This is a genomic window from Ruegeria sp. YTSC003 (assembly GCF_059609785.1).
The window spans coordinates 82722-95448 of the sequence record NZ_JBXWMK010000002.1; the positions used below are offsets into that span (position 1 = coordinate 82722).

The 12727-nt window shown below is 57.4% G+C and carries 9 protein-coding genes and 1 tRNA gene; 7 read left to right on the forward strand and 3 right to left on the reverse strand.

Features of this window, described 5'->3' with window-relative positions; all coding sequences use genetic code 11:
* Nucleotides 1-21 precede the first annotated feature (21 nt).
* The 3 genes from AC2FFH_RS04140 (at nt 22) to AC2FFH_RS04150 (ending at nt 2480) form a co-directional block, all read left to right on the forward strand.
* On the forward strand, nt 22-948 hold the full coding sequence (locus AC2FFH_RS04140) for a methylenetetrahydrofolate reductase (protein WP_496764802.1): 927 nt from the start codon (nt 22-24) through the stop codon (nt 946-948).
* Between the two features lie 9 nt (nt 949-957).
* A complete protein-coding gene (locus AC2FFH_RS04145; protein WP_058271694.1) occupies nt 958-2019 on the forward strand; it encodes a methyltetrahydrofolate cobalamin methyltransferase in 1062 nt (353 codons plus the stop codon).
* 387 nt (nt 2020-2406) lie between these two features.
* Nucleotides 2407-2480, forward strand: a tRNA-Gly gene (locus tag AC2FFH_RS04150).
* A 66-nt stretch (nt 2481-2546) separates the two neighbouring features.
* Here the strand turns inward: AC2FFH_RS04150 and AC2FFH_RS04155 are convergent.
* Together AC2FFH_RS04155 and AC2FFH_RS04160 are read right to left on the reverse strand one after the other, a co-directional pair.
* Entirely contained in the window at nt 2547-3404 is an 858-nt protein-coding gene (locus AC2FFH_RS04155) for a class I SAM-dependent methyltransferase (protein WP_496843800.1), read from the reverse strand.
* A 23-nt stretch (nt 3405-3427) separates the two neighbouring features.
* On the reverse strand, nt 3428-5470 hold the full coding sequence (locus AC2FFH_RS04160) for an ASKHA domain-containing protein (RefSeq protein WP_496843801.1): 2043 nt from the start codon (nt 5468-5470) through the stop codon (nt 3428-3430).
* Between the two features lie 217 nt (nt 5471-5687).
* Between AC2FFH_RS04160 and guaB the strand changes: the two genes are divergently transcribed.
* The 3 genes from guaB (at nt 5688) to AC2FFH_RS04175 (ending at nt 10776) form a co-directional block, all read left to right on the forward strand.
* Nucleotides 5688-7136, forward strand: a complete 1449-nt coding sequence (gene guaB, locus AC2FFH_RS04165; protein WP_496764808.1) for an IMP dehydrogenase — start codon at nt 5688-5690, stop codon at nt 7134-7136.
* 83 nt (nt 7137-7219) lie between these two features.
* Nucleotides 7220-8392: an RsmB/NOP family class I SAM-dependent RNA methyltransferase gene (locus AC2FFH_RS04170; RefSeq protein ID WP_496843802.1), complete on the forward strand. Its 1173-nt coding sequence runs from the start codon at nt 7220-7222 to the stop codon at nt 8390-8392.
* 89 nt (nt 8393-8481) lie between these two features.
* Nucleotides 8482-10776, forward strand: coding sequence for an ATP-binding protein (locus tag AC2FFH_RS04175; RefSeq protein ID WP_496843803.1), 2295 nt, complete (start codon nt 8482-8484; stop codon nt 10774-10776).
* Here the strand turns inward: AC2FFH_RS04175 and AC2FFH_RS04180 are convergent, their stop codons facing one another.
* A complete protein-coding gene (locus AC2FFH_RS04180; RefSeq protein ID WP_496843804.1) occupies nt 10777-11370 on the reverse strand; it encodes a sulfotransferase family 2 domain-containing protein in 594 nt (197 codons plus the stop codon).
* A gap of 192 nt (nt 11371-11562) precedes the next feature.
* On the opposite strand from AC2FFH_RS04180, the gene recA reads away from it, so the two are divergent.
* Entirely contained in the window at nt 11563-12630 is a 1068-nt protein-coding gene (recA, locus tag AC2FFH_RS04185; RefSeq protein ID WP_108858591.1) for a recombinase RecA, read from the forward strand.
* The last annotated feature ends 97 nt before the right edge of the window (nt 12631-12727 follow it).

A 12727-nucleotide genomic window follows, 5' to 3' on the forward strand; every position in this document is an offset into this window, starting at 1 on the left:
AGACATCTATGGGAGGCCGCAATGGCTTTGCTGAACTTCAAGAAACGTGATGCGGTCGAAAACGGCCCTGTAAACCCGACCGTCGAAGCCTTTTTGCAAGGCTATTCGATCGAGGTGATGCCGCGCACCGTCGAAAAGGTCGAAGATTTCCGCGCGTTGCTGCCCGAAGGCACGCGCGTTTACATCGCCCATATCGAAGGCACTCCGATCGAGGATATGGTCAAGACCGCCAAGCGGATCGCTGACGAAGGTTATCCGGTGATGCCGCACTTCCCTGCGCGGATCATCAAGGACGCCGCCACGCTGGAAAACTGGATTTCCATGTATCAGGGCGAGGCGGGCGTTGATCAGGCATTGCTGCTGGCCGGTGGTGTTACCAACCCGCACGGCGATTTCGACAGCTCGATGCAGTTGCTGGAAAGCGGTTTGTTCGACAAGGCGGGTTTCAAGCGCCTGCACGTCGCAGGTCACCCCGAGGGCAACAAGGACATCGACCCCGACGGCTCGACGAAGAATGTCGACGACGCCCTGCGCTGGAAGCAGAAATTCAGCGAAACCACGAATGCCGAAATGGCGCTGGCAACGCAGTTTGCGTTTGAAGCCAAACCGATCATCGAATGGGCCGACAGTCTGAAAGAAGCTGGTATTGATATTCCGATCCATATTGGTATCGCGGGTCCGGCCAAGCTGCAGACCCTAATCAAATTCGCCATCGCCTGCGGTGTTGGCCCGTCGCTGAAGGTCCTGCAAAAGCGTGCGATGGATGTGTCGAAGCTGCTGCTGCCTTATGAGCCGACCGATGTGATCACCGAACTGGCCAACCACAAAGCGGCCAACCCGGATTTCAACATCACCAATGTACACTTCTTCCCGCTTGGCGGCATCAAGACCAACGCCAACTGGGCCATCAATAACGGCGGCGCTTCGGCAAAGCCTGTAAACTCCTAAGGAACGGACATGACGCGTACAGTCGTAGAATCAAAAACAAAAACTGCCGTTCTGGGCTTTGACGAACCGTTCTGCGTGATCGGTGAGCGGATCAATCCGACGGGCCGTAAGAAACTGGCGGCCGAGCTGGAAGCCGGCGATTTCTCAACCGTTGAAAAGGACGCCATTGCGCAGGTTGCGGCCGGTGCGACCGTTCTGGATATCAATGCGGGCGTTGTCTACAACTCGAACCCCAACCCGAACGAGACCGAACCGCCACTGATGCGTAAGATCGTCGAGCTGGTGCAGGGTCTGGTTGACGTTCCGCTATGTGTCGACTCGTCCGTTCCCGGCGCACTGGAAGCTGGTCTTGAAGCTGCCGAGGGCCGCCCGTTGCTGAACTCGGTCACCGGCGAAGAAGATCGTCTGGAACTGGTTCTGCCGCTGGTCAAAAAATACAACGTGCCGGTTGTTGCGATCTCGAACGATGACACCGGTATTTCCGAAGATCCCGATGTGCGCTTCGAAGTGGCCAAGAAGATTGTTGAGCGGGCCGCCGATTTCGGCATCCCGGCGCATGACATCGTAGTTGACCCGCTGGTGATGCCCATCGGCGCGATGGCAACCGCTGGTCAGCAGGTCTTTGCGCTAGTCCGTCGCCTGCGCGAAGAACTGGGCGTTAACACCACTTGTGGTGCTTCGAACGTGTCCTTTGGTCTGCCAAACCGCCACGGCATCAACAATGCGTTCCTGCCGATGGCAATGGGCGCAGGCATGACGTCGGCAATCATGAACCCGGTGGCGCTGCCTGTGGGTCCCAAAAAGCTGGCCGAGAAAAAGGCCGAGGTCGAAGCCAAGGGGATCATTCTGCCTGCGGACATGGATGACGAAACCTTCTGTCAGCTGTTCGGTCTGGGTTCGACCAAACCGCGCGCCGGTAAGGAAATGGAAGCCATCCGTGCCGCCAACCTGCTGACCAATAATGACCCGCATGGTGGCGAGTGGATTCGGTTCAACAAATCCCCGGAAGAGGCCGGCGCAGCGGGCGCTGTAGGTGGCCGTCGTGGTGGCGGGCGTCGTCGTCGCGCCTGATCCAATCACTTGTTCCAGTGAACAAAGGCCGGACCATGTGTCCGGCCTTTGTTCGTATTGGTGCTGATCGCCGCCGGAACCTGACAAGATCGCTAGATTAGTGGCGATATCGCGATACCCGTCACGTACGAAGATGAGCCAACATCGTCGCCCAACACAGGCAGACGCTGACTTAAGCAAGCGTTTGGGAAAAATGAATATTTCGAGGGGCTGGTCGATCTGCAAGCGCAACTGGCGTTGAGGCAGAAGATATTTCTATTTAACGGAACCAGGTGCGTTGTCCTGTTCGAAGGTTGGTGTGTGTCAGGACGGAACAAGGCGATGCCGCTTTTCCGATGATGGGTTCTTGAAGTCGATAAGCCTCTGGTGATATCGGTGAAAAACGCGGCGGGTATGATGTAATGGTAGCCTGTCAGCTTCCCAAGCTGAACGCGCGGGTTCGATTCCCGCTACCCGCTCCAGAACTCAATTTGTCATCGGAAAAGCTTAGAAATCAGCGCTTTGAGCGTGGTTGTGTCTGTGATCATTTACTCCGGGCGACGCGCCTGAAATAGGTTGATATCAGCCGGGATGTGCACCGCACCATTTTTGGCAAAGGGGTGAAACGCTTCGGCGACGGCGTGTTGGATCGTAGTCACGTCTTCGGGGTTACCGTCGAAATGGGTAATAACACGGGCGGCGGGGCCAACGCGGGTGCACAGGGCGGCGCAATCCAGCAAAGAGCCTTGAAAGTCCAACATCAGTTTAACAGAATCGGCGCGAGTATTGCTTAGACCTGCCTTTTCCAGCAACCCGGTAACACGCTCACGATCATGAAACGCCAAGGGGCCCGGTACATTCCGGTCGACCTTGGGCGGCGTGCCCAGCCGTTCCGTGGCCGCGATATGGGGCATTCTGAACCATGGGTTTCCGGGCAATGGCCCCCAGGCGGCAAAGGTCATCGTGCCGCCGGGTTTAAGCGCGCGGGTCATGTTGGTAAAGGCGGCAACCGTATCCTCAAAAAACATGACCCCAAATCGCGAGATCATGGCGTCTCGGTCTGCTGCTTCAAAGGCGTAGGTCTGGGCGTCGGCGAACTGGAAGGTGATGTTTTGCGATCCGTCATCGGATGCCCGTTCCGATGCGCGGTCCAGAAATGGCTGCGAGACATCTGCAGCCAGAACGTGGCCTTCTAGCCCCACGGCATTTGCGGCGGCGATCGCGCTTGCACCCGTACCACAGCCGATATCCAGAACACGCATGCCGGGTTTTAATCCGGCACGTTCTAGCACCAGATCAAGGACCGGGGCCATCAGTTGATCCAGCTGGTCCTCATAGGTCAGCCATTTGGCTCCGGACGGGGATTTCCCCCAATATTCAGCCTGTTCCTCGTTTGCGATTTGCATGCCGCCCCCTTTGTCAGGAGTGACTATGACCGTCTGCGGCGTCTGCGACCAGAGCCTTCTTCTCCACCACCGGCATTGAAGGAGGGCGAGGGCAGAGTGACCACTTGCGACAATTCCGGGAACGGATCCGTCTTGTGCGGGATGGCATTGGCGGCAACGAAATGGTCCTGAAATTTCGGCTCAATGGCCGTTTCGACCTTGGTGATCTCACGCACGACACGCTCAATCTCGGACCGGGCACCAATGTTGCACAAGGCAATCCGCGCGCCGGTGCCAGCCGCGTTGCCTGCACTTGAGACTTTGTTCAAGGGCGCATCGGGGATCATACCCAGAACCATCGCGTGCTTGGTCGAAATATGTGCGCCGAACGCCCCGGCCAGCACAACGCGGTCCACCGTGTCGACGTTCATTTCATCCATCAACAGGCGTGCACCGGCATAGAGCGCGGATTTGGCCAGTTGGATGGCGCGGATATCGCCCTGCGTGACCGTGATGCGCGGACCGCCCTTGGCGCTGGCGTCGTGGATCAGATAGGCGTGGGTGCGGCCTTCGGGGACGCAACGGGTGGTGCCGGTCTGTTCTGCAGACCCGATCAGCCCGCTTTCGTCCAATAGCCCGGCAATACGCATCTCGGCGACCGCTTCGATGATGCCCGAGCCACAGATGCCTGTGATGCCGCTTGTGGCAATCTCTTGATCAAAGCCTTCTTCATCGGACCATTTCTCGGACCCGATCACGCGGAAACGGGGTTCTTTGGTGACCGGATCAATTTCGATACGCTCAATGGCGCCGGGTGCTGCGCGTTGGCCGGAGCTGATCTGGGCGCCTTCGAACGCCGGACCTGTGGGCGAAGAGCAGGCCAGAACGCGGCTGGTGTTGCCGAGCAAGATTTCTGCGTTTGTGCCCACGTCCACGATCAGCACAAGGTCTTCGGACTTTCCCGGTTCTTCTGACAGTGCCACCGCGGCGCAGTCGGCGCCGACATGGCCCGCAATGCAGGGCAGGATATAAACCTGAGCGCGCGGGTTCATATTTGTGAGGTCCATCTCCCGCGCGGGCAGGGACATGCTTTCCGATGTCGCCAGCGCAAAGGGGGCCTGACCCAACTCAACCGGGTCCAGTCCCAGCAGCAGGTGGTGCATCACCGGGTTGCAGACGAACACCGTTTCCACGATCAGTTCGGAACTAATCCCGGCTTCCTTAGAAATTGAGGTGGTCAAATCGTTGATCGCCTCACGCACGGCTTTGGTCATCTCCTTATCACCGCCGGGGTTCATCATCGAATAGGAAACTCGGCTCATAAGGTCTTCGCCAAAGCGGATCTGCGGGTTCATCAGGCCGGAAGACGCCTTGACCTCACCTGTTTCCAGATCGGTAAGGTGGGCCGCGATTGTGGTTGAGCCGAGGTCGATGGCCAGTCCGTACAGCCCATGTTCGTGCAGACCGGGCCAGATTTCGACCACGCGGGCGACCTCGTCCTTGTGGCCTTTGTGAACGGCGACCGTGACTTCCCATTTGCCTTTGCGCAGAACGGGTTGCAGTTTGGACATCAGGGACAGGTCAGCGGTGACGGCCTCAATGTTCCACTGCTCGCGCAGGGCGCGTTCAAGCCGTTCCAGATCACCAGTGGGCGAATGCATGTCCGGCTCTTCTACCACAACGAAATACAGCCGTGTCGCCGGATCCATTGTGATGGCACGCGCCGCGGCGGCTTTGCGGACAACCTGACGGTGGACCTGGCTTTCGGGTGGGACGTCGATCACAACGTCGCCTTGGACTGTCGCCTGACATCCCAGGCGACGACCCGGCTTCAGACCGCGCTTGTCGTCATAGCGCTGTTCGACCGCGTTCCATTCACTCAATGCGCCTTCGGAGACGGACACGCCGTGCTTGGGAAACTCGCCATAGCTGGGCGTGATTTGACACTTCGAGCAAATCCCGCGACCGCCACAGACCGAATCCAGATCAACACCCAACTGCCGTGCAGCGGTCAGAACCGGAGTACCCACGGGGAAATGCCCGCGTTTGCCCGACGGGGTAAAGACGACAAGGGGGTCGGTGGTCATGTTTGGCCTGCCTTTTGTATTCGCGCGTATGTCGCGCAAGATATGGGTTTGTGCGCAAAGTGAAAGGCCAATCAGCGGCACGTTTTGTACGTCTAGCGTCGTTTTTTGCTGCGGCATCTGCCCGCAACGACAAACTAGTTTAGGTCAGGGGCTTTTCCTTAGGTTAAATCCATGTAATAGGGTCACCGCCAAACGGGCTTTTGCATGGGGTTAACAGATGCAGATTCGTGAGGCACTTACCTTTGACGATGTTCTTTTGGTTCCGGCGTCCTCGTCGGTGCTGCCGGCGACGGCGGATACGACCACGCGTGTGACGCGTGAAATCACGATGAACATCCCGCTGCTCAGCTCGGCCATGGACACGGTGACCGAGGCGCGCATGGCCATCGCAATGGCGCAGGCAGGCGGTATCGGCGTTGTTCACAAGAACCTAACGGTCGAAGAGCAAGCCCGAGAGATTCGTCGCGTGAAGCGATTTGAGTCGGGCATCGTGTACAACCCGGTCACGCTGAGCGTGAACCAAACGCTGGCGGACGCGAAGGCGCTGGTGCAGCGCTATAACTTTACCGGCTTCCCGGTCGTCGATGAAAGCGGGCGCGTCGTGGGTATCCTGACCAATCGCGACATGCGCTTTGCGACCTCGGACGAGACGCCGGTTCACGTGATGATGACATCGGACAATTTGGCGATGCTGCAGGAACCTGCAGATCTGGAAGAGGCCAAGAGCCTTATGAAAGCCCGCCGGATCGAAAAACTGCTGGTGGTCGATGGTGAGGGCAAGCTTACAGGCCTGCTGACCCTGAAAGATACCGAGCAAGCCGTGCTGAACCCGACCGCCTGTAAGGACCGGCTGGGACGCCTGCGGGTCGCTGCGGCGACTTCTGTTGGTGATTCTGGTTTCGAACGGTCCGAACAGTTGGTGGATTCGGGCGTTGATATCATCGTGGTCGACACTGCTCATGGGCATTCGCAGGGCGTTCTGGACGCGGTGCGGCGGGTCAAGACACTCTCAAACGAGGTCCAGATCATTGCGGGCAATGTAGCGACGAGCGAGGCCACCAAGGCGCTTATCGATGCCGGTGCGGATGCAATCAAGGTTGGCATAGGGCCGGGCTCCATCTGCACAACCCGGATGGTTGCAGGCGTCGGCGTACCCCAATTGACAGCGATCATGGACTGCGCGACGGCTGCCGGAGATGTTCCGGTCATCGCCGATGGTGGCATCAAATTCTCAGGCGATTTCGCCAAGGCCATTGCCGCAGGCGCGTCCTGTGCAATGGTTGGCTCGATGATCGCGGGAACGGATGAAAGCCCGGGTGAGGTGATCCTGTACCAGGGCCGTTCGTTCAAATCCTATCGTGGTATGGGCAGCCTTGGCGCCATGGCACGCGGGTCGGCGGATCGCTATTTCCAGAAAGACGCGGCCAGCGACAAGCTGGTTCCCGAAGGGATCGAAGGGCAGGTGCCCTACAAGGGATCGGCCAGTGCAGTAGTTCACCAGCTGGTCGGCGGCCTGCGCGCGGCGATGGGTTATACCGGCTGTGCAACGGTCGAAGAAATGCGCAAGAACTGTAACTTCGTCAAAATCACCGGCGCTGGCCTGAAAGAAAGCCATGTGCATGACGTTCAGATCACGCGTGAAAGCCCGAACTACCGGGTAATGTGACGCAACAGAGTTTGCAGCACGGCGCTCCAACGCGGGCGCCGTTTTGCGTTTTTTGGGTTTGGCAGAGAAATCGGAAATATCTTATGACCCCAGCAGCGCGTGTTCAGGCTTCGATTGAAATCCTTGATGATATCCTCGCAGGGGCACCGGTTGAAAAGGCTTTGACAGGATGGGCGCGCCGCAGCCGGTTTGCGGGCTCGAAAGACCGGGCCGCCGTGCGCGATCACGTTTTCGAAGCGCTGCGTTGCAAACGGTCCTTCTCGGCCTTGGGCGGGGCAGAAACCGGGCGCGGGTTGATGATCGGTTCGATCCGGTCAACCGGCGGTGATCCAGAGGCGCTGTTTACAGGCGAACGATATACGCCAGAGCCGTTAACCGCCGCCGATGCACCGCGCGCGTTCAGCTCGGATGCCGAGCGGTGCGACATCCCCGAATGGCTCTGGCCGCGCTTTCAAACGTCGCTCGGGGATCAGGCAGAGGCGGCGGCACAGGTATTGCAAACCCGTGCACCTGTTCATTTGCGTGCTAATCTTGCCAAAACCGATCGTGCTGGTGCGATTGCTGCTTTGACCGTTGATGGGATCAGCGCGCAGGACCATCCGGCGTGTGAAACCGCCCTAGAGGTCACTGAAGGGGCCCGGAAAATTGCCCAAAGCCGCGCTTATTCCGAAGGTCTGGTTGAATTGCAGGACGCAGCCAGCCAAGCCGTGGTCGCAGCGCTCGATCTCCAGCCAGGTCTGCGTGTTCTGGATTATTGCGCAGGCGGTGGCGGCAAGTCCTTGGCTCTGGCGGCCCATTCGGGTGTCGAGGTCTTTGCGCATGATGTGAACGTAGGGCGCATGCGCGATCTGCCGACGCGGACGAAACGGGCCGGTGTGCGTGTTACCTGCCTGCAGCCGGAAGATGTGGCCCGTCAGGCGCCGTTCGATATTGTCCTGACGGATGCGCCATGCTCGGGCAGCGGCTCGTGGCGGCGTGCCCCGGCAGGTAAATGGTCACTGTCGGAAAAGGGGTTGCACGCGCTAAATGTACTTCAGTCCGACATCCTGAATTCCGCCGCTCAACTGGTTGGACCGGGTGGAATTTTGACCTATGCAACCTGTTCCATGTTGGATGACGAAAACGGCGATATTGTCGACGGATTTCTGAAACTGAATCCCGACTGGACCGAAACGCTGCGAAAGTCGTGGCTTGTGACACACGGTGTAGACGGGTTCTTTACGTCGCACTTGACGCGATATCACGTCATTGAATAACAACCTTGGGTAGAAGTTTCCGCTGTCCTTAAGGAGGCGTTAACCAAATTCGGGCTGAGTGTGACAAAGCCTTTTGACCTGAGTTGTTAATGTCCGACACTGCAGAGATCTTTTCTGAACCGACCTCGCGAAAAACGCCGGCCTTCTCGCGCCTTGTACCGCTCGTTGTTCTGGGCACATTGCTGAGCGTAACACCGTTGACAGACGTGTTACCGACCGCCTGGAATACGGGGCTTGTTGTTGCTGGCGTCTCGCTGTTATCCGCCGGTCTTCTTGTTGTTTTTCGGGGGTTCACGGCCGAACGGACGGCACGCAATTCGGCAGAAGTGATGGCCGTCTTCACCGAACAGGACTTGTGTCCGACGGTGATCGCCAACGCAAATGGCGATATTCTGAGCGCGAACACGCGGGCAAGGGCGCAGATAAATGCTTTTCCGGGTGCGCGATTGCAGCATTGCCTGAAATCCAAATTCGCTAACCCCGCAGCGATCCTGCTGCGCCTGCAATCCATCGCAGAAATCCACGAACGCGCCCGCGAAGATATCGTGACCGTTGGCTCGACAATCCCGATCTCGGTTTTCAGCGTGGGGCAGGATGTGTTCTGCTGGCGGTTTCATCTAATTGAAGGCGGGCAATGGGATGACGCCCCTGTTCCAGTGCTGACAGAGGGTCGCAATGGGGCAATTCTGCGCGTGAATGGAATGGCAGAGGCCATGATCGGTCACAGGCCCGACGTTATGGGTAAGATATTTCCCAATGACATCCCGCAACCGGGTGAAATCTCGCTGGCTGAAACTTCGGACGGGCGGGTGCCTGTGACCGTGTCTGAGCTGTCCCGCTCGGGCACTGTGCGCGATCTGCTTTTGTTGCCGATGAAATCTGCGGGTCCATCCGGGGGCGATGCCCCGTTCGCTGAGTTGCCAGTGCCGGTGATGTGTCTGTCACCCGAAGGCGAAATTCTGGATGCGAACCGGATGGCGATCAAGCTGATCGGAGAGATCCAGCCGGGCAAGTCGAATGTGGCCGAAATCATGCACGGGCTCGGCTATCCCATCCTGGATTGGTTGACCCGCACCGCGACCGAAGAGAATGCCGTTCCCCGGTCGGAATTTCTTCGCCTGTCACGTCAGGACAAAGAAGTTTTCGTGCAGGTCACACTGAACCGAGTGACGTGCAAGGGACAGACTTGTCTGATCGCCGTCCTGAATGATGCGACCGAGTTGAAGACACTGGAAGCTCAGTTCGTGCAGGGGCAAAAGATGCAGGCTGTCGGGCAATTGGCGGGCGGCGTGGCTCATGATTTTAACAACCTTCTGACTGCGATTTCGGGGCATTGCGATCTATTGCTGCTGCGGCATGATCAGAATGATCCGAACTATGGTGACCTGGTTCAGATCAACCAGAACGCCAACCGGGCCGCGGCGTTGGTCAGTCAACTTCTTGCATTCTCGCGAAAGCAGACTTTGCAGCCCGAGGTTCTGGACCTGCGCGACACAATTTCCGACCTGATCCATCTTTTGAACCGCTTGGTGGGCGAAAAGGTTCGCCTGACGTTAAGCCATGATCCCGTGCTGAAGCCTGTGCGCGCAGACAAAAGGCAGCTCGAACAGGTGTTTATGAACCTGGTTGTGAACGCACGGGACGCGATGCCCGAAGGTGGCGAGGTGCGCATCGAGACTGAGGTTATTTCTCTGACTGAACCGTTCCGGCGGGATCGTGCAACGGTTCAACCCGGCGAATACGTCACCGTGAAAGTGATCGACAGCGGCACAGGCATTCCCGCAGACAAGCTGCAAAAAGTGTTTGAGCCATTCTATACGACCAAGCGCACCGGTGAGGGGACCGGTCTTGGATTGTCGACGGTCTACGGCATCGTCAAGCAGACCGGAGGGTTCATCTTTGTCGATAGCATTCAGGGCAAGGGAACCGAATTTACCGTGTATCTGCCGGTTTCAACGGCACCGCAGAAAATTGATCAGGACATCACCAGCCTTCCGGAAAACCCAACGTCCCGGCAGGGTGAAGGCGTAGTTCTGCTGGTCGAGGATGAGGCCCCGGTTCGGGCCTTTGCCACACGTGCATTGCGATTGAAGGGCTACACCGTGCTCGAAGCCGGGTCCGCTGAAGAGGCGCTGCACCTGCTGGAGGATGGGTCGGTGCATGTGGATGCTTTCGTGACAGACGTGGTCATGCCCGGCATGGACGGGCCAACCTGGGTGCGCAAAGCGATGAAGACCCGACCGAACGTGCGGGTGATCTTTATGTCTGGCTATACCGAAGGCGCCTTTGGTGATTCAGGCCCCGAGGTTGCGAATTCCACCTTTTTACCCAAGCCGTTCTCTCTGACGCAGTTGACCCAGGCTGTGTTTAACCAACTAAACTGACTAAAGCGCCGTTTCGTGGCAGGAAAATTCGGCGGCGTGGTGTTTGCGGAACTTCTTTTCCGTTTCCGGCGACAAGAATAGGTCGCGCTTTGGTGAGACATTCTCGCGCTGCAGGGTGATTTCCATGTTCAACCGGTCCTGCAGAAAGTTCAGGATCTTGTCTTGATTTTCGTATTTAAAAACATGCGTCGCACCGAAACCGTTGTTACGGGTGCGGAAAAACTGGCTTTGACTGCCGACATCTGCGAATTCCGGGCGGGGGTTTTGCATGTAACCTTGCACAAAATCATCAAAGTTCAGGTCGCGGGTTGAATGCGGATGCCCGATGCGATCGTCCCGGCTGCGGTATTTGTACCAACTGCCGAGCCAATCAATAGGTTCGCGCACGACGGCCATGATTTCCATCTCGGTGTCATACATTTTGCGAAAAATGTTCTGAAAAAACCTGTCATAACGGCGTACAGGCGCATGTTTCAATTCGGGCGGGCCGGTGACCACAAAGTCGGCCCGCGCGCTCAGGGCGGTGTGATAGGCCGTGCTGCCTGTTTTTGGAACTGCCAGAAACGCAAGGCGTTCTTTATAGAAAACAAGCATTTATTCGCCCTTCGCAGCTTGATTTTGTAGTCGCAGATTGGCGTAAACGACTCTTTAACACAATTGCCGAACAGTAAGTATTGTAAGTTTTAGTTGAAATGTTCTCTTTTTGGTCCCATAAGGAACAAGAGGCGAACAAAGCAGTGATTGCCGCCCGATCATGGGTGTGACAAAAGAGAAGGCGACAGGACAATGGCGGATCTTCTGACAATGAGCGACAAGAAAAACGCAGACAAGCAAAAGGCGCTTGATAGCGCGCTGGCGCAAATCGAACGGCAGTTCGGCAAGGGCTCGATCATGAAGCTGGGCGAGGATGCCAAGCAGGACATCGATGCAAGCTCGACCGGGTCTTTGGGCCTGGATATCGCGCTGGGTATTGGTGGTCTGCCGATGGGTCGGATTGTTGAGATTTATGGCCCGGAAAGCTCGGGTAAGACCACGCTGACGCTGCATTGCATTGCAGAACAGCAAAAACGCGGTGGTGTGTGCGCATTCGTGGATGCCGAACACGCGTTGGACCCTCAATATGCCCGCAAACTGGGTGTTGATCTGGATGAGCTTCTGATCTCGCAGCCCGACACCGGTGAACAAGCGCTTGAGATCACCGATACGCTAGTGCGTTCGGGCGCTGTGAATATGGTTGTCGTCGACTCAGTTGCGGCTTTGACGCCGAAATCGGAACTCGAAGGCGACATGGGCGACAGCAGTGTTGGCGTGCAGGCCCGATTGATGAGCCAGGCGATGCGTAAACTGACAGGCTCGATCAGCCGCTCGAATTGCATGGTGATCTTTATCAACCAGATCCGGATGAAGATCGGCGTAATGTTCGGCAGCCCTGAAACCACGACCGGTGGTAACGCGCTGAAATTCTACAGCTCGGTTCGTTTGGATATTCGCCGCATTGGCGCGATCAAGGACCGCGACGAAGTTGTCGGCAACCAGACGCGCGTCAAAGTGGTCAAGAACAAGGTGGCGCCGCCCTTCAAGCAGGTGGAATTCGACATCATGTATGGCGAAGGCATCAGCAAGATGGGTGAGTTGCTGGATCTGGGCGTCAAGGCTGGCGTGGTTGAAAAATCGGGCTCGTGGTTCAGCTATGGTGACGAACGGATCGGGCAGGGGCGTGAGAATGCCAAACAATACCTGCGCGACAACAGCCGCATTGCGCTGGATATTGAAGACAAGATTCGCGCCGCGCATGGTCTTGAGTTCGACATGCCACCCGGTTCTGCCGAGGAAGACGACATCCTCGAGGCATAACGGACGCAGTCGGGGGCTGCAAAAATCCCCCGGTTTTGCAAGAATTGAGAATACTCGAAACAAGGCGGTCCGCATGGCCGCCTTAACTCGTTCTGTA